18 protein-coding genes are annotated in these 20,096 nt (G+C 34.0%); all 18 read left to right on the forward strand.

The genetic code is table 11. From position 1 onward, the window contains the following. Positions 1–7 precede the first annotated feature (7 nt). The 18 genes from F8154_RS09365 (at position 8) to F8154_RS09450 (ending at position 20,056) form a co-directional block, all read left to right on the forward strand. Positions 8–247, forward strand: coding sequence for a hypothetical protein (locus tag F8154_RS09365; RefSeq protein WP_151861362.1), 240 nt, complete (start codon positions 8–10; stop codon positions 245–247). After that, positions 231–710: a hypothetical protein gene (locus tag F8154_RS09370; protein WP_151861363.1), complete on the forward strand. Its 480-nt coding sequence runs from the start codon at positions 231–233 to the stop codon at positions 708–710. The genes F8154_RS09365 and F8154_RS09370 overlap by 17 nt, the downstream gene beginning before the upstream one ends. Before the next feature lie 280 nt (positions 711–990). Further along, a complete protein-coding gene (locus F8154_RS09375; RefSeq protein ID WP_151861364.1) occupies positions 991–1,959 on the forward strand; it encodes a 3'-5' exoribonuclease YhaM family protein in 969 nt (322 codons plus the stop codon). A gap of 71 nt (positions 1,960–2,030) precedes the next feature. Continuing rightward, positions 2,031–5,438, forward strand: coding sequence for a helicase-exonuclease AddAB subunit AddB (gene addB / locus F8154_RS09380; RefSeq protein WP_151861365.1), 3,408 nt, complete (start codon positions 2,031–2,033; stop codon positions 5,436–5,438). Further along, on the forward strand, positions 5,431–8,994 hold the full coding sequence (gene addA, locus F8154_RS09385) for a helicase-exonuclease AddAB subunit AddA (RefSeq protein ID WP_151861366.1): 3,564 nt from the start codon (positions 5,431–5,433) through the stop codon (positions 8,992–8,994). The genes addB and addA overlap by 8 nt, the downstream gene beginning before the upstream one ends. A gap of 96 nt (positions 8,995–9,090) precedes the next feature. Beyond that, positions 9,091–9,537, forward strand: a complete 447-nt coding sequence (locus F8154_RS09390) for a CBS domain-containing protein (protein ID WP_151861367.1) — start codon at positions 9,091–9,093, stop codon at positions 9,535–9,537. 101 nt (positions 9,538–9,638) lie between these two features. Beyond that, positions 9,639–10,613 (forward strand): ABC transporter ATP-binding protein, encoded by a 975-nt coding sequence (locus F8154_RS09395; protein ID WP_151861368.1) that lies wholly within the window; start codon positions 9,639–9,641, stop codon positions 10,611–10,613. Beyond that, complete coding sequence (locus F8154_RS09400; RefSeq protein ID WP_151861369.1) at positions 10,597–11,373, forward strand: ABC transporter permease; 777 nt, start codon at positions 10,597–10,599, stop codon at positions 11,371–11,373. Before F8154_RS09395 ends, F8154_RS09400 begins: the two co-directional genes overlap by 17 nt. A gap of 173 nt (positions 11,374–11,546) precedes the next feature. Then, positions 11,547–12,056, forward strand: coding sequence for a Na+/H+ antiporter subunit E (locus F8154_RS09405; protein ID WP_151861370.1), 510 nt, complete (start codon positions 11,547–11,549; stop codon positions 12,054–12,056). Continuing rightward, complete coding sequence (locus F8154_RS09410) at positions 12,053–12,319, forward strand: monovalent cation/H+ antiporter complex subunit F (protein WP_151861371.1); 267 nt, start codon at positions 12,053–12,055, stop codon at positions 12,317–12,319. Before F8154_RS09405 ends, F8154_RS09410 begins: the two co-directional genes overlap by 4 nt. Positions 12,320–12,331: 12 nt before the next feature. Further along, on the forward strand, positions 12,332–12,637 hold the full coding sequence (gene mnhG, locus F8154_RS09415) for a monovalent cation/H(+) antiporter subunit G (protein ID WP_151861372.1): 306 nt from the start codon (positions 12,332–12,334) through the stop codon (positions 12,635–12,637). Positions 12,638–12,667: 30 nt separating this feature from the next. Beyond that, complete coding sequence (locus tag F8154_RS09420) at positions 12,668–12,907, forward strand: hydrogenase subunit MbhD domain-containing protein (RefSeq protein ID WP_151861373.1); 240 nt, start codon at positions 12,668–12,670, stop codon at positions 12,905–12,907. Further along, complete coding sequence (gene mbhE, locus F8154_RS09425; RefSeq protein ID WP_151861374.1) at positions 12,904–13,209, forward strand: hydrogen gas-evolving membrane-bound hydrogenase subunit E; 306 nt, start codon at positions 12,904–12,906, stop codon at positions 13,207–13,209. Before F8154_RS09420 ends, mbhE begins: the two co-directional genes overlap by 4 nt. Continuing rightward, entirely contained in the window at positions 13,202–13,624 is a 423-nt protein-coding gene (locus tag F8154_RS09430) for an MnhB domain-containing protein (protein ID WP_151861375.1), read from the forward strand. Before mbhE ends, F8154_RS09430 begins: the two co-directional genes overlap by 8 nt. Then, on the forward strand, positions 13,624–14,007 hold the full coding sequence (locus tag F8154_RS09435) for a cation:proton antiporter subunit C (protein ID WP_151861376.1): 384 nt from the start codon (positions 13,624–13,626) through the stop codon (positions 14,005–14,007). Before F8154_RS09430 ends, F8154_RS09435 begins: the two co-directional genes overlap by 1 nt. Next, a complete protein-coding gene (locus tag F8154_RS09440) occupies positions 14,000–15,484 on the forward strand; it encodes a proton-conducting transporter transmembrane domain-containing protein (protein ID WP_151861377.1) in 1,485 nt (494 codons plus the stop codon). The genes F8154_RS09435 and F8154_RS09440 overlap by 8 nt, the downstream gene beginning before the upstream one ends. Positions 15,485–15,739: 255 nt before the next feature. Next, entirely contained in the window at positions 15,740–17,908 is a 2,169-nt protein-coding gene (locus F8154_RS09445; protein WP_151861378.1) for a complex I subunit 5 family protein, read from the forward strand. Between the two features lie 291 nt (positions 17,909–18,199). Next, complete coding sequence (locus tag F8154_RS09450; RefSeq protein ID WP_151861379.1) at positions 18,200–20,056, forward strand: complex I subunit 5 family protein; 1,857 nt, start codon at positions 18,200–18,202, stop codon at positions 20,054–20,056. Positions 20,057–20,096: the final 40 nt, after the last annotated feature.

Raw genomic sequence — 20,096 nt, forward strand, 5'->3', positions numbered from 1 at the left:
GTGTATAGTGGAAAAGTTTGAAGATTTACTGACTTCAGATGAGCTAAAGCTTTATAAAAGCATATTAAAGGAAGTAGATAAAAATAAAACCTTCTATTCAAAGGCTCTACCTGAATCTAAGCTAAAGGAGCTATTAAAGACTTGTGGAGCCACAGAAAAAGATCTTTACAATATTATGAAAAAACTAGTTCAGTATAATGAAGCAGGTAAAGAGGGGGATGTATGTAGGCATGAAGAGACAAAATAAAAAAAAGGTTTCATTAGAAGGAAAGGCAGCAGAGGTGGAGGTTTATACACCAGAGGAGTATATAAAAAGAAAAAGGGTATCTAAAACTATAAAAAACGATAGCATAAATAAAGAACTAGAAGATAAAAATGCTGCGGTAACTACTGATATAGTTAATGAAAAAAATGATAATCCTGACGATACTAAAATAGCTATTAACAAAGAGGAATTAGTGGAGGTTATTTCGCCACAGGAGTATTTTAAAAGAAGAAATAAAAAATACATCAACTCTAATGAAGAAAAACCTGAAGCAAAGGAGGCTTCACAGGTGAATAAAAATAGCAGAGCCCCTGCAGCTAATCCTGTAGTGGAAGAGGAGAAGCAATATAGACAGATAATTGAGGCCACAAAACATGAAGAGTTGCCTGGAGTTGAAGCTCTAGAGAGGTTAATTGATATTTATAATAATAGACATGAGAGATGACCTTAACAGGTCATCTTAGACTAATGAAAAAGCCCTATTTTCTTCGTTGCATCAAAATCCTAGCATTCTTACGTATTAGTATATACGCTGCAATCGCTAGGATTTATCGCGCCTTGAGTCTAAGACTTTTTGCTTAGTCTACCATCTTAATAATATGTGATGACCTTAACAGGTCATCTTAGTCTTTTTTGAGCAGTCCAACATTATATCTAAACTATAAAGGAGTTTGAATCTTTTTATAGAAATTAAAGGTATATCTTGATTAAACAGGAGGTAGTTTATGTTAATTAAACAGCTTATTAATATCAATAAAGACCATGTTAATCAAATAATAGAAGCTATAGCTTTAGTAGCTGACATGAAAATTAAACTAACTAAGTCAGAAAAAAAATATGTAGATTTAGTTCTACAGGATGCCTCAAAGCAAATAGATGCTAAATTTTGGGACTATGATGAAAAACAAGAGTTCTTTAAAGGACTCAAGTCAAATCAGCCAGTAAGTATAAAGGCAGTTGTAGGAGAATATCAAGGAGCACTTCAGCTTACAATTAAAGAGATCGACTTGATTAATGATACAGAGGTAGATATAAGGAGCTTAACTCCCACTAGTGATTGGGAGATAGAATCCATGAAAAAAGGACTTCAGTACTTCTATGATAAAGTCCAAAGACCTCATTTAAAAACACTTTTAGACAAAATGATATTTGCAACAGACCATTACGAAAAGTTTTGCACCTATCCTGCCGCCCGCAGAGTACACCATAATTTTTATCATGGGCTGCTACAGCACGTTCTTGAGGTGTTAAAATATGCATATACAGTAGCTACAACCAAAAAATTGTCAGAAAGACAAATGGAAAGGTTAATTGTAATGGCCTTCTTACATGACTGGGCTAAAATTTGGGAATATAAGCAGCTTCCTGAAACAGGTTTTACAGAGGAGGGAAGTATGCTGGGACATATATTTTTGGGTGCCCATGCCACGTTAAATACTATAGAAGAAATTGAAGGCTTTGATAATGATGATAAGCTGATAATATTAAATGGAATATTAGGCCATCATGGAAAGCTTGAGTTTGGTTCACCTGTATTACCTAAAACTGTAGAAGCTCAAATACTCCATCATGCAGATATAATGTCGGGGGATGTAGAGAGTATTTTATCCTTCATGAAGGAGGAAGAAGGTAAAGAAGATAGCTTTACTGGTAAGCTATGGAATATGGGAACAGAGTTTTACAAAAAGGGTTAAACTTTGAAGGCACTTGTAGTTTTTTACTATGATATAATTGGGCTATTAGTATTAAAACAGAGGTGATACAGTTGAGCAGTGTTAGATATATTTTAGGAAGAAGTGGTGCAGGAAAAAGCCACTACATATACAAGCAGATTAGTGAAAACATTCAAAAAAAAGAAGCAAAGCAATTTTTAATCGTCCCAGAGCAGTTTACTCTACAAGCAGAAAGGGATTTGATAAAAAAAGGTAACCTAAGGGGAATTTTAGATGTGGAGGTTTTGAGCTTTACCCGATTAGCCCATCGTGTTTTAAGTGAGGTTGGAGGAATAACTAAAACACATATTAATGATATAGGAAAAAGCATGGTTATAAGAAGACTATTGACTGAGCTAGAAAAAGAGCTAAGTATATATCAGAAGGTGACAAGACAAAAGGGTTTTGTTACAAAGCTTAACAAATTAATCACTGAAATTAAGCAGAATAATATAACTCCAGCTAAGCTGAAGGAGGAAATAGAAGAGCTGGAGGAAAATAAACTCCTTAAAATGAAGCTTTCAGACGTAGCTACAATTTATGAAGCATTTAACCAATACTTGGAAAACAGATACATAGATACAGAAGACCATATTAATCTTTTAATAGAAAAGCTCCATATGACAGCTACCTTTAATGACTCAATAATATGGATTGATGGATTTCATAGTCTTACAGCACAAACCTATAAGATAATAGAAGAACTAATGAAAAAGGCTAGGCAATTAAACATAACCTTTACATTAGATCCAAAGCCTAAAGAAATAGATGGTGATTTATTTAAGCTAACCAATAAGACCTATAATAAAGTAAATAAGCTTGCTGAAAATATGGGGATCACTGGAGAAATAATAGATGTTAGCTGTGTTAATTCAGCTAATTTAAATAAAAAGCCCTATATGAACCATATTGAAGGTGAGTTTTATAGATACCCCTATAAAATATATGAAGAAAATACTGATGCAATAAAGCTATTGGCGGCCTCAAATCCCTATATGGAAATTGAAGGCATAGCTGCCGAAATAGTATCCTTAGTTAGGGAGAAAAACTATAGGTGGCGGGATATTGCAATTGTTTCAGGTGGAATAGACAGCTACAATATTCTTATAAAAAGCATATTTAAGGAGTATAGCATTCCCTTCTTTATGGATGAGAAAAGATCAATAATTGATCATCCAATAATAGAGCTGATATTGTCAGCTATTGATATTATCTCCAACAACTATGCTTCACATGATGTATTCCGATTTTTACGGACAGGCTTTACTGATATTTCAAAGGACCTATGGGAGGAGCTGGGAAACTATTGCCTGCAATACGGTATTAAAGGGCATAAATGGCTTAATGATTTTAGAGTGACAAATTCATCTGAGGAATACAACCTAGAAGAGTTAAATATCAGTAGAAAGAAGATAATATCACCCTTAGTTAAATTGGCAGAGGCAGTTAATAAAGCCAATAATATTGGTGATATAACAAAAGAGCTGTTCTTGTTTTTGAAGGAGATGGAAATTGAAGAAAAGCTCAATGGTTGGATAGAACTGTTTAAGAAACAAGAGAGATATGACTATGTAAACGAAAACACTCAAATTTGGAATACAGTTATGGAAATTTTTGATCAGCTTACAGAAATATTGGGGGATCAAAAAGTCTCCTTGAAGGAATACAGAGGAATTTTAGATTCGGGCTTTACTGCTACAGAGATAGGTGTAATTCCTTCAACAGTGGATCAAGTATTAATAGGAAATATAGAAAGATCCAGAAGTCATGATGTTAAAGGATTATTTCTTATAGGAGTAAATGATGGAGTATTACCAGCTACAGGTGAAGATGAAGGTATTTTGCAGCTAAATGAAAGAAGTATTCTATGCGAAAAGGGAATAGCCTTGGCATATGATAGGGAAAGTCAGCTTTACCAAGAAAAGCTATCTATATATGCGGCCCTATCAAAGCCAAGTGAATACTTATGGGTAAGCTATTCACTTGCCGATAATGAGGGAAGGGCACTTAGACCCTCAGTTATGGTGGATAGATTTAAAAGGCTATTTCCTAAAATAAAGGTATATAGTGATATCACCAACACCTTAGAAAAGCAAGTAAATCTAATTTCGACTCCAGCCAGTACATTTAAGTATTTAATTGAAGCCCTACGCCATTATATTGATGACAATATAATGGAGGATATTTGGTGGGATGTTTACCAATGGTATTTTGATAATCCTTTATGGGACTATAAGAGAAAAATGATGCTACAGGGATTATTCCACAGGAATCAAATATACTACATTCCAGAAACAAAGGCACGAAGGTTATACTCAACCCCTATGAATACCAGCATATCAAGACTAGAGGGCTTTTCTAGGTGTCCTTTTTCTCATTTTGTATCATATGGATTAAAGCCAAAGGAGAGAAGGACCTATGAAGTAACAAGCCCTGATATGGGGAAGCTTTTCCACGACGCCTTAGAAGAATTTCAAAATCATATAGGCAGCAGAGGTATAGATTGGAAGGAAATTACTAAGGAGTACAGTGATAAAGCAATTGATGAAATAATAGATAAAATGGCAGAAAAAATACAAAATGGTATATTTTATAGCAGTCAACGGTACCGATATTTACTAGAAAGGCTAAAGAGAATTAGTAGGCGTGCCCTATGGGTGTTAACGTCACATTTAAAGCAGGGGAGCTTTAACTCCTTTGGCCATGAAATATCCTTTGGTCAAGAAGGTAAGCTACCTCCTATTGTTATCCAGTTAACCTCAGGGGAAGAAATTCATTTAGAAGGACGAATTGATAGGGTAGACTTTTTTGAGGACGAAACAGGAGCCTATGCTAAAATAATTGACTATAAATCCAGCCATAAAGACATAAGCTTGACGGATGTTTATTATGGACTACAGCTACAGCTATTGGTCTATATGGATGCTATTATTTCTATGGGTAAATACCTAAAGAAGGATAAAATATACCCAGCAGGGGTTTTCTACTTTAAAATTGATGATCCACTAATAAAAACCACCGACAGGGCAGTAGAAGTAATAGAAGAGGAAATCAACAAAGCATTGAAGATGAAGGGCTTTGCCCTTAATGATGTAAAGGTTATTAAAGAAATAGATAATAATATTCAAGGCTACTCAAATATTATTCCAGTAAGCATAAATAAGGGTGATGAAGTTTCCAAGTCCTCTAATACCCTAACTATCCAAGAGTTTAACCTTATTAACCAGCATATTAGAGCTACTATAAGGGAGATAGCAGACGAAATAGTAAAGGGGAATGTAAAGATAGAGCCTATTAAGAAGGGGGATTATACTGCCTGTAAGCACTGTGAATTTCCATCAATTTGCCAATTCGATAGATTGATAGAGGATAACAATTATAAAGTTATTAAGGAGTTAAAGAAAGAAGAAATAATTAAAAAAATTCCTGTAAAAATGGAAGAGGGTGATTCAGATGCCTAGTTGGACAAAGCAGCAGGAGGCTGCAATAACAGCTAGAAATAGCAATTTACTAGTATCTGCTGCTGCTGGCTCAGGTAAAACTGCTGTGCTAGTTGAAAGAATAATAAAGCTAATAATTGAAGATGAAGTAAACATAGATGAATTACTTATTGTTACATTTACAAATGCAGCAGCCGGTGAAATGAGGGAAAGAATTGCAAAAGCCATTATAAAGGAGCTGGAAGTAAAAAATAGTAAAGAAGAGCATTTAAGAAAACAATTGACTCTTTTAAATAAGGCTACTATTGCAACCCTCCACTCCTTTTGTATAGAAATAGTAAAAAAACACTTTCACTTTATTAACATTGATCCCTCCTTTAGGATAGGAGATGCTACTGAGACATTACTTTTAAAGCAGGAGGCTATAGAAGAAGTATTTGAAGAAGAGTATAATGAAGGAAATCAGCTATTTCATAGGCTGGTGGAAGCCTATGGAGGTCGAAGAGATGATAATCAGCTGCAGGAACTGGTATTAAATATATATAGCTTTATTCAAAGTCAACCATACCCATTAATGTGGCTAAAGGAAAAGGTAGAGCTGTTTTCTATGAACTTAGAAGAGTTCTACAAATCACCCTGGGTAAAGACTATAAAACAAAGCATTATACTGAGGCTAAAGGGGATAAAGGATTTGTTACTAGAGGCAATAAATGTTTGCCAAAAGCCTATGGGACCCTATCAATATGAAGCTGCAATTACCAATGATATATTAGTTATAGATGCTTTAATTAATGCCATAGAAGTTGGACTAGTGGAGTTTTATAGCTCCTTAAAGGAAGTAAAGCACCAAACCTTAGGAAGGTGCAAGGAGGCTGATGAAGCCTTAAAGGAGGAGGCTAAGAAGCTACGGAATACAGCAAAGGATGGAATAAAAAAGCTAAAGAATGAAATTTTGTCAGCTTCTCCAAAGGAATATGTTGAAGACTTAAATAGCCTTCAGCCCCTTATGGAGTATCTAGCTAAGATCGTTGAGGACTTTAACAGTACCTATCAAAATAAAAAGGCAGAAAAAGGAATAGTTGACTTCAATGACCTTGAACATTTTGCACTAAGGCTATTGGAAAATCCTATGGTTTCCCAGGAGTATCAAGAAGGCTTTAGGTATATTTTTATAGATGAATATCAAGATAGCAACATTGTACAGGAAACAATTATACAAAGGATTAAGAGAAAAAACAACCTATTTATGGTAGGTGATGTCAAGCAAAGCATTTACCGTTTTAGACTTGCAGATCCATCACTGTTTATTGATAAATATGACACCTTTTCAAGTGAAGAGGATGGGTTAAATAGAAGAATAGATTTAGCTAAAAACTTCAGAAGCAGAAAAGAGATATTAGATGGGGTAAATTTTATTTTTAAGAATATTATGTCCCGTACTGTTGGTGAGATTAACTATACAGAGGAGGTATTTTTAAATGCTGGTGGCGAGTTTCCCGTTACAGAGGATAAATCCTTAGAGCTGCATCTTATCGAGAAGGACCCTGATATAGAAGAAGCTTCTCAAGCTATAGAGGAGCTAGAGGATATAGATGTTGAAGCAAAAATAATTGCTAAAAGGATAAAGGCTGCATTAAAGGAGGAAGTATACGATGGAGCTACAGGCTCCTTTAGAAGGGTACAATATAGAGATATAGTAGTACTATTGCGTGCAACAAAACAATGGGCTCCTTCCTTTTTGCAGACCTTTCTTCAAGAGGGTATACCAGCATATGCCGATATTGGGTCAGGTTATTTTGAAGCCATAGAGGTTAGCTTATTTATGAATCTCTTAAAGGTTATAGATAATAAAAGGCAGGATATACCTTTATTAAGTGTAATGGCTTCACCAATAGGAGGCTTTACAATCAATGAGCTTATAACCGTTAGAACCGAGTATAGGGATAAAAGCTATTTTAATGGTATATTCAAGTATATCAACGAAAAAAGTGATGGACTGAGTAAAAAATTAAACAGCTTTATCAATAGAATAGAAGAATGGGCTGAAGAAGCTAAATATACAAGGATGGATGAATTGATTTCGAAGCTCTATACAGACACAGGCTACTATCATTATGTAGGAGCTATGCCTGGTGGAATACAAAGACAGGCCAATCTAAGAGTATTATTAGATAGAGCCAATCAATTTCAAAGTACATCTATAAGAGGGCTATTTAACTTTATTTCCTTCATTGAAAAGCTACAAAGCAATAGGGGGGATATGGGCTCGGCAAAAATACTAAGTGAAAATGATAACGTAGTTCGCTTAATGAGTATCCACAAAAGCAAGGGTTTAGAATTTCCTGTGGTAATAGTTGCAGGACTAGGAAAGCAGTTTAATTTACGGGACCTAAACAATAGAATGCTTCTCCATAAGGATTTAGGCATAGGACCAGACTACGTTGACCCAGACCTAAGAATAATAAGAGAAACGATAGCTAAAATGGCAATGAAGGATAAAATAAAGCTAGAGAGCTTATCGGAAGAAATGAGAATACTATATGTAGCTTTAACCAGACCAAAGGATAAATTAATACTAGTGGGCTCTGTTAAGCAGCTAGAAAAAAAATGCAGGAAATGGGGAAGACCGCTACTGGATTATTCTATTGCTGGTGCCATCACCTATTTAGACTGGATAGGAGGTCTTTTAGTAAAGCATAGGGATGGAGAGAAGTTAAGAAGAATTGCAGATTTAGAACTGTTAGAGGCAGACCTACTGGAGGATAATTCCAGATGGAGTATAAAAATTCATAATAAAGGTCAACTGGTTGGTGAAGAGCTTCAAGAAAATACAGAGAGGGAACTACTAAAAAAGAGGTTAGAATCCCCTGACCTAGAAGCTACTTCATATAAAGATGATATAAATAGAAGGCTAAATTGGCACTACCCATATGTAGCAGCTACTAAAATTCCATCTAAGCTATCGGTTACCGATATAAAGCAAAGTCAAATTAGCAAGCTTGAAGGGCTAGGAATTAAAATACCTAAACTAATTAAAATTCCAAAATTTATTGATAAATCTAATACCCTATCGGCTGCTGAAAAGGGTACGGTTTTACATTTTGTAATGCAGCATTTGGACTTCAGCAGAGGGCTAAGCTTTAAAGATATAGAGGAACAGATAGGCGGCATGGTTACTAATGAGTTATTAACTGAGGTAGAGGCTGCTACAGTTAATGTAGCTAAAATAGAAAAGTTTTTTAGCAGTGATATTGGAAAACGTCTTTTAAGGGCTAAAGAAGTATATAGAGAGGTACCATTTAATATTAAGAAAACTGCTTCAGAGGTACTTGATGGAATAGAGTCCGACGAAGAGCTGTTAATACAGGGAGTAATAGATTGCTATTTTAAAGAAGCCGAGGGCATTGTACTTATTGACTATAAAAGTGACTATGTTTTTGAAGATGTAGAACTAATAGTTACAAAGTATAAAACCCAACTACAACTATATAAAGAGGCATTACAAGCTATTGGTGGAGAAGAGATTAAAGAATGCTATATTTATCTGTTTGATAAAGATAAGGCCATCATTATATAATGCCTTTAGCTTAATATAATATTAATTATGAATTGCTTTTACAATAGTATATAATTGGGTATCTTAAATATATATTTTAAAAAGAGGGGTGAAGCTATGAAGGCTAAAGAAATAATGACAAAGGAAGTAATTAGCGTAAAAAGGGAAAACACTGTTGAAGAAGTAGTTAAGCTATTGATTGACAATAATATTAGTGGGCTGCCTGTGGTAGATGAAGAAAATAAGGTTGTTGGTGTAATCACAGAAGGAGATTTAATCTATAGAAATAAGAAACTACAGCTACCATCATATTTTACAATTTTAGATAGCTATATATTTCTTGAAAGCACTAAAAGCCTTAGGGAGCAGATTAAAAAAATGGTGGGTTATAGGGTTGAAGATGTAATGACAAAGAAAGTGATAACTGCAAATGAGGAGGATGACATAGAAGATGTAGCCACATTAATGGCCAATAATAAAATTAATAGAATTCCAATAGTTAAAGATGGAGCTTTAGTTGGAATTGTTAGTCGAAGGGATATAATTAAGGCCTATGCCAAATAGATAAAGCTTAAAAAAGAGGAAGTTAAAAAGAAAAAGAATTTTTATATTATTAATAACCTAACCTACTTATTGTAAGTAGGTTTTCCTTTAGGAGGGGAGAAATGGGTATGGTGGACTATCTTCAGGTAAACAATCTACAGAAGCTTTACTATGTAAACAATAGCAAAATAAAGGCTGTTGATGATGTAACATTTAATGTAAAAGCAGGTGAGGTTTTTGGGCTTTTGGGTCCAAATGGAGCTGGTAAAACAAGCATAATAAAGTGCATATGTGGTTTGCTGGATTATGATGGCGGAGATATTATAGTTAATGGATATTCAATGAAGAACAAGAGAAGGAAGGGACTCAGACATATAAGTGCCGTCCTAGAGGGAAACCGAAATATATATTGGAGGATGACTGTAAAAGAAAACCTAGAGTTTTTTTCTGGAATTAATGGAATTTCTAGTTCAAAAGTTAAAGAAAGAATTAATTATCTAATTAATCAATTTCAGCTACAACAGCAAAAAGATACGGTTGTTAATAAGCTTTCAAGGGGAATGAAGCAAAAAGTGGCAATAGCAATATCCTTAATTGCAAATAAAGATATTATACTACTGGATGAACCTACTTTAGGCTTAGATGTTTCTATGAGTCATGAAATGAGAAGTATACTGCGGGGAATTGCTAAGGATGAAAACAAGACTATTTTACTTAGCACCCATGATATGAATGTTGTAGAAGCAACCTGTGACCGGTTGATAATTATAAATAAAGGAAAGATTATTGCCAAGGATACAGTAGATAACTTAAAAAGCCTTTTTAATAAAGAGATATATAAAGTAACCTTAATGGAGGGACCTAAAAATCAATTGAAGGAGAGGCTAAAAAAAGTAGCCCAATTACTGAACTATCAAAAACAGGCTGAAAACACAAGCCTTCTGTTACAATTAGATAATGGAAATCAGCTTATAGAAATATTTCAACTGTTTAAAGAGGAGGGTATAAGTTTAATAGCTATAGAGAAGGTTACTAAAAACCTAGAAGGAATTTTTATAGATCTTTTGAAGGAGGAGCAGCATGAAATACTTTTATAGTTTTTCGGCAATTGCCAAAAGAGAGTGGATTGAACTAAAACGATACTGGTTTAATAGTTTTATCGGTATCGTAATGTATATATTAGTTTTTCTTGCTTTGTTTACAGGTGCCCAATCAATTGGACAAAATAATTTTGCCCTTATGGATAGCCTAGAGGGATTTTTGATTGGGTATGCCCTATGGTTTTTAGCAATAGGTGCTTTTTCAGATACTGCCCATTCAATTATAGATGAGGCAAGAAAAGGTACATTAGAACAGCTATACATGACGGAAATACCCTTTACATGGCTGCTTATAAGCAAAAACCTTGTATCAACTGTATTTTTTCTGCTGCTTTTTGTTTTTATTATAATAATGCAGATGCAGATTACAGGCATAGCTTTAAATTTAGACCTACTGAGCATATCAATAACCCTATTTATTAGCCTATTTAGCCTATATGGGATCGGCTTAATTCTAGCGGGCTTAGGGTTGGTTTTCAAGAGGATACAAAACTTATTGGGTGCAGCCCAATTTGTTATTGTTGGAATTATGGTTTTATCACCTACAACTATCCCCTTTGTAAAATTTTTACCCTTTGTTTACGGTAGAGAATTAATAATGAATATTATGAGGGAGGGATATTCCGTATTTAACTTTACTATAATTGACTGGAGCTTTCTAATAGGTAACTCAGTAATATATATGCTTGTTGGGCTATATGGATATAAGCTTTCAGAAAGACAGGTACTAAAAAGAGGCATGCTGGGACAATATTAATTTTTCAGTCCTTTGACCCTGCCAATATTATCTATTAATGTAATGAATGAATCATTGAAGAAAACTGAAAACTGCTGTATAATATATAAAATATAACAAATTGTTAATAAAGAGTGTTATTATCTACTTTTTTTACAGGTTTTTGTTTAATCTTAGAATAATAGGAGGTTATAATGAGATTTTTTTATATGTTTTTTACAAAAAAACAAGCTTTGCTATTTATTCCTTTAATGGTTTTTTGGTTAATACTATCTCCTGCTTTAACAGTTGAAGCCTTTATCATAGGTTTTATAGTATGTAGTGGTGTTGTTGCCTTTTCAAAGGACCTAATCTTTAATGAAGAAGAAACCTCCCTTTATTCCCTTGCTGGATTAAAAAATTTTGTTTTATTTATAATTACCTTAATTGTTGAAATTATAAAAGCTAATTTTGAAGTTGCAAAAATAGTTTTAAACCCAAGACTACCAATCTCTCCATCCTTTGTTACAGTCCCTAATTCAGTTAAAAAGGATACAAATAAGGTTATATTAGCAAATGCTATCACCTTAACTCCAGGTACCTTAACTGTCGACTTAACAGATGAAGGATATATTGTTCACGCATTAACAAAGGAAGCAGGTGAGGGGATTAAGGGTAGTAAACTAGAAGCAGCTGTAATAAAACTGGAGGCTGATGAAAAATGATGGAATTAGCATTTTCACTTTTAGCTGCCTTTCTTGCAGCCTTGACCTTCATATGCTTGTATCGTGCGTATAAGGGACCAACGGCCGCAGACAGAGTTGTTTCTATTAACGTTATGTCAACTAAAATAACCGTCTTAATTGTATTGCTGGCAATGATGACTAAGCAGGATTTTTTTGTTGATGTTGCTATTGTCTATGCCATGATAGGCTTCAACACAACTGTTTGTGTTTCTAAGTATATGGAAAAAGGAAAACTTTTTTAAGGAGTGCTAATGATGGAATTATTATTAAACCTACTGGTGATATTATTTTTTATTGGTGGAGGCTTTTTCTTTTTTGTAGGAACACTTGGATTAATAAGAATGCCTGATGTTTTTTGTCGTATGCATGCCACAACAAAATGTGATACCTTAGGGGCGGGGTTAATACTGATAGGATTAATGATTTACAAAGGCTTCGATATCATATTCTTAAAGCTGCTTATTATTATCATTTTTATATGGATTACTAATCCTACAGCAGCCCATATAATTGCAAAGGCACAGCATAATAAAATGAAATCTGAGGCATTAAAGGAATAGGGTTGGCTTTACAGTGAAAGGGTGGGGAAAGTGGAGCTTCTGAATGTTATTTTAGTTGTATTTTTGATAGTTTGTGCTATAGCTGTAGAGCGTACAAAGGATTTACTCAGTGCTGTGATAATATTTGATGCCTATAGCTTAACCATGGCAGTGCTATGGTTGCTGCTAAAAGCACCTGATATTGCACTAACTGAAGCAGCAATTGGAGCGGGAGTAACTACAATATTGTTTGTAAGTGTTATTAGTCGTACTAGGAGGGTGAAAAAATGAAAAAGGCTTTAGTTATATTGGTTCTATTAGGGCTTTTTGTACTTCTAACCTCCAGTGTCTTAAAAATGCCCTCATTGGGTAGTATAGATAATCCATCCTATAATGAAACCTCTGTTTATTATATTGAAAATGCTATAGAGGATACCCATGCCCCCAATGCTATAGCCTCTATAATAACAGACTATAGATCCTTTGATACACTGGGGGAAACAACAGTACTTTTTACCTCTATCGCTGCAGTATTATCGGTTTTAAGATTAAATCATAACTCAAAGGAAAAGGGTGACAAAAACAATGGATAACTTGATAGTTAAAACTATTACCAGATTAATTGTTCCCTTTATTCAAATCTATGGAATATTTATTATTCTACATGGACATATTTCTCCGGGTGGTGGGTTTTCAGGTGGTGCAGTATTAGGTGCTAGTATGATACTATATACATTATCCTATGGCTTGACGGCAGCAAATAAAAAGCTCCCCCACAAGGTTACTGGGGTTTTTGAGTCAGGAGGAATTATATGGTATGTACTACTGGGATTAGTAGGTATCTTCCTTGGAGGAAGTTTTTTGTCTAATAAAGAGGTAGGGTTTTTTATGGGGAAAGCAGGTGATGTAATTAGCGGCGGCTTTATACCATTAATTACTGCTGCAATTGGATTAAAGGTTGCCAGTACAATGATAACATTATTTCATACCATAATAGAGGAGGACTGATGGTGGAATTTATTAAATCAATTATTGACAATATAAATTATGTGGCTTCAGTTGCCCTCTTTGTTATTGGATTGTATACCGTACTAACCCATAGTAATCTCTTAAAAAAGGTAATAGGTCTAAATATTATGGAGACAGCGATATTTTTATTTTTTGTCTCAATTGGCTATGTTAATGAGGGTAGATCTCCTATTATAAATCTAGGGGGAGATAAAATGCTGTATATAAATCCATTACCCTCGGCGATTATTCTTACAGGTATTGTAGTTGCTGTTAGTATTACTGCCTACTCATTAAGCTTAATAATAAAGATACATGAAGCATATGGTACTATTGACCTTAATGAGATAATGGAAATTAAGGGGGAAAAGTCCAATGGATAATATACATTTTCCAATATATAGTATAGTGCTGTTACTAACGGCTTCTGTATTGATACCCCTTTTAAATATAGAGTTTAAAAAAATAAAGCTTTTTTTAGTATCTGTTTTAGCAATTGCTTGGCTATTGACATTAAAGGCATTATTATACGTTTATAAAGTCGGCTCCTTCACCTATAACTTCGGTAATTGGAATGAAGCAATTGGAGTACAGCTTCTGGTGAACGAGTTTTCCGCATTTATGTCACTATTTATTTTAACCCTATCTTTATTAATACTAATTTATTCCTTTAAAGACATGGAGCATGTAATAAATAACCACAAGCTTAATGATTACTATACACTAGTTTTTATTCTTATCTTCTCTATGATAGGAATAACCTACACCAACGATTTGTTTAATATGTACGTGTTTATGGAGATATTATCATTAACCTCCTGTAGTATTGTATCTATTAAAAATAAAAAAGAAACCTATATGTCTTCATTTAGATATTTAGTAATAAGCACTATTGGCTCCCTATCAATTTTGTTTGGTATTGCAATGCTATATATGGTTACAGGACACTTAAATATAGGGAAATCATACGAAATAATATCTGTAGCTTGGCAGCTGTTTCCAACCAATATATTAACAGCAGTGGGATTCATTCTTACGGGGCTAGCTATTAAAGCTGCCATGTTTCCCCTTCATGTATGGCTGCCAGATGCCCATTCGTCAGCACCATCAGCATCAAGTGCATTGTTGTCAAGCTTAGTTGTAAAGGTTTATATATTCTCAGCCTACAAAATATTATTTAATGTGTTGGGTGAAACCATAGTTAATGCTTTAGGCATACCAGCCTTTATAACCTTCTTTGCTGCAATGGGCATGATTATGGGTTCAGTTTTTGCAATAGGACAAAAAGATATAAAGAGAGTACTTGCATATTCCAGTGTTGCACAATTAGGCTATATTTTTCTGGGACTTGGACTAGTTTCCACCGATGGATTAGCTGCCTCTATGTTTCATATTATATCCCACGGTTTAATGAAGTCAGCACTGTTTTTAAGTGCAGGAGCAATTATATACTATAAAGATAAACGTAATATAAATGATTTAGATGGTATTGGCTATGAAATGCCTATAACAATGCTAGTGTTTACTGTAGCTGCCCTGGGTATGATTGGAATACCAGGAATTAATGGCTTTATGAGTAAGATATATTTAAGCTTTGCAGTTTTAGGGGCCGATAAGCCAATATATCTTATTTTGATACTGGTTAGCAGCTTCTTAAATGCTATTTATTATTTACCAATAATTATTTCTGCATTCTTGAAGGAAAGCAAAGAAAGAAAAAATATTATGGTATTGGATAAGCTGCCTAAAACTATGATTGTTCCTATGGTTATTTTGGCACTAGGGAGCTTGATATTAGGGTTTTATCCCCATCTGATAATGGAAGCAATAGAAAAAGCTGTACCAACCTTTTTACAATAGTTAAAACTTAGCTCAGGTGGCCATTTTGCCACCTGAATTTTATTTGCCAATGTTTTAAAGCTTGTTGGCACCTAACTACCTCTAAAGAGGGTGAAGAAATAGTAAACACCGTGGGACAGAATATTTTACTTGCAATAACTCTAGCATATAGTACAATATATTATGGACCATTAATATAATATTGTATATACCATTAACTAAAAGGCATAAAAACCAGTGGTCAGCACTTGCTTCTAACTGTTTGGAGGAGATTAAATGAAAAGTGATGAAAATGTCAAGCTGTCATCAAGGAATAATAATCTATTACCGGTTAAAAACAGTAGATTTAACTCCTTTTGCATCGATTGCATAGTTATTTTTATTGCATCAGCTGCTATAATTTTAGGTTTTATTACTATTACTAATGTAGGCTTAGGAGAAACGGTTTTAAAAATAAAAATTGATTTATTAAAGAGGATTTTATATAGTATAACCCATTTTAAGTATCTACCCCTTTTCATTATAGGAACTCCCTTTTTAGGAAGCCTTATAGAGTTATATTGGGGGAGGAAATCTGATGATTTAAGGGATGTGACAGTTGTAAATACTACCTTCATATCCCTAATACTTGTTTTGGCCTTATATCCCCAGGCTATAAATGGTGGGCAGATATTGGAAATTTCTAAGGTGTTAGGCTTTGGCCTGCATTTCAAGGTGGATATGCTTAGCTTCTCAATGCTATTCACAACATCTATTTTGTGGTTATTGGTTATGATTTACTCCCACGATTATATGCTAATAGAGAACCATAGAAGCCGATTCTACTTTTTTATGTCGGTCACCTATGGAGCAGTTTTAGGCACTGTAATGGCGGCGGATTTATTTACAATGTTTTTATTCTTTGAAATTATGACATTTAGCTCCTATATGCTGGTTTCTCATTGTGAGCATGATGATTGTATTGTTGCAGGCTATAATTATATTTATATGGGTGTTATAGGGGGACTAAGCATTCTATTAGGAGGTATATTACTTTATGTGAAGACTGGAACCCTAGAGTTTATTCCCATGGCCTCTATGCTGCAGGATATAGGGCCCTTAAAGTATTGGATTATAGGTCTATTTGTATTTGGCTTCGGTATTAAGGCAGGTATGGCACCTGTTCATATATGGCTACCAAAGGCCCATCCAGTTGCTCCAACACCAGCCAGCGCTTTATTATCTGGTATTATGATAAAAATTGGCGCTTATGGAATACTTAGGGCCTCAACCACAATCTTTTTTCCAGCCAGCTTTGAGATATCAAGCTATAAGGATATTCTATGGATACCAGCCCAAAGCTTAGGGGGATTTATAATATGGCTTGGAATAGCTACAATGGCACTTGGGGTGTTTTTGGCTTTACAGCAATCTAATATTAAAAAAATGTTGGCATATCATAGTGTTAGTCAAATGGGATATATAGTTATGGGAATAGGTGTAGCAGTTTATTTAGGCTATAAAGGAGGTATGGGTTATTCAGGTGCCCTATATCATATAATTAATCATGCACTGTTTAAATCTCTGTTGTTTATGGTTGCAGGAGTCGTTTATTTACAGACCCGTGAAGTGGATATGTATAAGCTGGGTGGTCTTTGGAAAAAGATGCCCATTACTGCTATAGTATGCCTAATTGCAGCATTAGGAATTACAGGAATGCCTGGCTTTAATGGCTTTGCCAGTAAATCCTTATTACATCATGCCATAATAGAAGCCTATCAATATGGACATTACTCCTTTAAGTATGCTGAAATAATTTTTACAATAATAAGTGCAGGAACAGTGTGTTCATTTATTAAGCTCTTTGGATTTGTTTTTCTAGGAAAGCTACCCCAAAAATATAATAATATTAAGAGCAATTATAGAATGATGGAAATGGCTATGGGTGGTATGGCCTTAATGATTATAGGTATAGGATTAAAGCCCGATTACCTACTAAACAAATTCATTATACCAGCTGTAAGAAATGTCACCTATGATCCAGCCTTTATTGATAAATATCTTGTAGATATAAATTTCTTTAACAGCTTTGATATGACAGCTATGATTTGGGTATATATACTTGGAATAATAACCTTCGCTTTGGGGATAAAATTTCATTTATTTCATATCCAACTGCCAAAATGGCTTAATATAGAATATATTTTCTTTTTACCATTATTAAAGACAGTTCAGCTCATTAGAAAACTTATGCTCAAAGGCAATGGTGTAGATAATGGAGAATTACACGTGATTACAGAAGATGATGATGACTTAGCAAATGAAAAAGAAGGTGGCTTACAAAAATTTGTAGCTACAGTCCATATCTTTACCAATAAATATGAAACCAGGATTATAAGAAGTGATGTAGTTATATATTCAATTGTATTAACTAGCATAATGGTATTGCTTATTATTTTTAAGTAACTTATGTAACTAAACAAAATCTACTGAAGGGTTTAATGGGGTATACCTATTAGGCCTTTTTTTACAGATTTATTTATAGCCACTAAATAATAATTATTCAATGAAATTTAAAAATATTCATAAACTTTAAAAAAATAGCTTTAAAGGTAGAAAAATCGGGATATTAAGAGAAAAATCAGGACACAGTTTATTTGACAATTGTTATTGTAAGCATATAAGATTAATAGATAATTATATTAAATTAGTAGCTTCAGTATATATAAAACATACTCTATTAAGGGAGGGGTAAAAATGGAGGACTTAAGACTAATTATACTATTTTGGTTGCCTGCAGTTATCATATTTTTTGGACTGCTTGAGGCAATAATAATTCCCTTGCTTAGTGATAATCATCGATTAGTCAGAAGAATTTCTGTAAATGCCTTTATTATCTCCACTACCATTCTTATTATGCTAACCTTTAACCACGTCATGGAAGCTCCTATTATTTACAAGTTTGATAAGGTTTTTTCAATTGGAATTTTCTTTAAAATAGACTTATTGAATTATATATTAATGGTTTTTACAGGAATCATTTATACTATTTCAAGTATTTATAGCCTTGATGATATTAATCATAGAGATAGAGAAAGAACCTTTTATTTTTTCTATATAATTACCTATATAACAACAATAGGAACCTTGATGGCTGGAGACCTATTAAGCTTTTTCTTATTTTTCGAAATAATGACCTTCAGCTCCTATGCTTTAATGGTTCATTATAGAGGTAATAAAGTATTAGAGGCAGGAAATGTATATATTTATATGGGAATTATCGGAGGTCTCAGTATTCTAAGTGGAATAATATTATTATCTGCCTATACCCAAAGCTATGAATGGATAAATCTAGCTGAAAAATTCAGTCAAATGGGTATAGTTAAGTATGTGATTGGAGGCTTATTCATTTTCGGCTTTGGTATCAAGGCTGGTATGGTTCCCTTTCATTTCTGGTTGCCCAAAATATATAGGGAGTCTCCTAATACTGTAAATGCAATATCCTCTGGTATTTTAACTAAAGTAGGAGCCTATGGAATATTAAGGGTGGTAACCATAATATATTCAGTAAATGCTGTTAAAGCCTCTACCGCCAATGAAGTTCTATGGAATACATCAGCAAATTTAGGGATTATAATTATATGGCTTGGAATTGCTACAATGGTTGTTGGAGTATTTTTAGCACTTCTGGAAAGCAATATAAAGAAGATGCTGGCATACCATAGCATAAGTCAAATGGGATATATAATTATGGGTATAGGAGTAGCAGCCTATCTGGGCTATCAAGGGGCTATGGGTTTTTCGGGAAGCATATATCATATGATTAATCATGGACTCTTTAAATCACTGCTGTTTATGGTGGCTGGAGTTGTCTATATATTTACTAAGGAGTTAAACATGTATAAACTGGGTGGTCTATGGAGAAAAATGCCATTTGCTGCTTTTGTTGCATTAGTTGCTGTATTGGCGATAACTGGAATGCCTGGGCTTAATGGCTTTGCCAGTAAAACTATATTACATCATGGAATTAAAGAAGCCTATGAATACGGACATCCCTCCTTCCGTTATGCTGAACTGGCATTCAAGGTAGTAAGTGCAGGAACTGTATCCTCATTCATAAAATTCTTTGGATTTATTTTTATGGGTGAGTGTCCACCGCAGTATAAGAATTTAAAGCCTAAATATACTCGAATGTCGTTTGCCATGGGGGCTTTAGCAATAATTATAATTATAATAGGTATAAACCCCTATATGTTTTTAGAAAAATTAATAATACCTGCTGTGCTTTCCTTTACCTATGATCCAGAGTTTGTAGGAGAATATATTGTGGGTATGAGCTTTTGGAACATGAAGAATTTTATGGATACCATATTGGTTTTTGGATTAGGTATCAGCTTTTTTATAGTAGGTGTAAAGTACCATCTATTCAAGCGTCACATACCTAGATGGATTAATGCAGAAAAGCTTATATTTAAGCCAATTACTAAAGTATGTGAAGAGTTCCCAAACATGTGTGTTGAAAGGTATGAGAAATCAATGATATTGGGGGATGTGTTTATATATGTAATGCTACTGACAATAATACTTGCAGCATTTATTTTTACTGTATTATAGTCACATTTAGCTTTTTCATCAGTATAAAGCAGGGACTATG

It is taken from the genome of Alkaliphilus pronyensis, from assembly GCF_009017275.1.
GTDB classification, from domain to species: domain Bacteria; phylum Bacillota; class Clostridia; order Peptostreptococcales; family Natronincolaceae; genus Alkaliphilus_C; species Alkaliphilus_C pronyensis.

What these genes read in the sequence shown, in the direction of transcription:
- mnhG (WP_151861372.1), top strand. Translation starts at nt 12,332, where the DNA reads ATGGAATTATTATTAAACCTACTGGTGATATTATTTTTTATTGGTGGA.
- addA (WP_151861366.1), top strand. Translation starts at nt 5,431, where the DNA reads ATGCCTAGTTGGACAAAGCAGCAGGAGGCTGCAATAACAGCTAGAAAT.
- F8154_RS09440 (WP_151861377.1), top strand. Translation starts at nt 14,000, where the DNA reads ATGGATAATATACATTTTCCAATATATAGTATAGTGCTGTTACTAACG.
- F8154_RS09445 (WP_151861378.1), top strand. Translation starts at nt 15,740, where the DNA reads ATGAAAAGTGATGAAAATGTCAAGCTGTCATCAAGGAATAATAATCTA.
- F8154_RS09450 (WP_151861379.1), top strand. Translation starts at nt 18,200, where the DNA reads ATGGAGGACTTAAGACTAATTATACTATTTTGGTTGCCTGCAGTTATC.
- F8154_RS09370 (WP_151861363.1), top strand. Translation starts at nt 231, where the DNA reads ATGAAGAGACAAAATAAAAAAAAGGTTTCATTAGAAGGAAAGGCAGCA.
- F8154_RS09410 (WP_151861371.1), top strand. Translation starts at nt 12,053, where the DNA reads ATGATGGAATTAGCATTTTCACTTTTAGCTGCCTTTCTTGCAGCCTTG.
- mbhE (WP_151861374.1), top strand. Translation starts at nt 12,904, where the DNA reads ATGAAAAAGGCTTTAGTTATATTGGTTCTATTAGGGCTTTTTGTACTT.
- F8154_RS09430 (WP_151861375.1), top strand. Translation starts at nt 13,202, where the DNA reads ATGGATAACTTGATAGTTAAAACTATTACCAGATTAATTGTTCCCTTT.
- F8154_RS09435 (WP_151861376.1), top strand. Translation starts at nt 13,624, where the DNA reads ATGGTGGAATTTATTAAATCAATTATTGACAATATAAATTATGTGGCT.
- F8154_RS09390 (WP_151861367.1), top strand. Translation starts at nt 9,091, where the DNA reads ATGAAGGCTAAAGAAATAATGACAAAGGAAGTAATTAGCGTAAAAAGG.
- F8154_RS09375 (WP_151861364.1), top strand. Translation starts at nt 991, where the DNA reads ATGTTAATTAAACAGCTTATTAATATCAATAAAGACCATGTTAATCAA.
- F8154_RS09405 (WP_151861370.1), top strand. Translation starts at nt 11,547, where the DNA reads ATGAGATTTTTTTATATGTTTTTTACAAAAAAACAAGCTTTGCTATTT.
- F8154_RS09400 (WP_151861369.1), top strand. Translation starts at nt 10,597, where the DNA reads ATGAAATACTTTTATAGTTTTTCGGCAATTGCCAAAAGAGAGTGGATT.
- F8154_RS09395 (WP_151861368.1), top strand. Translation starts at nt 9,639, where the DNA reads ATGGGTATGGTGGACTATCTTCAGGTAAACAATCTACAGAAGCTTTAC.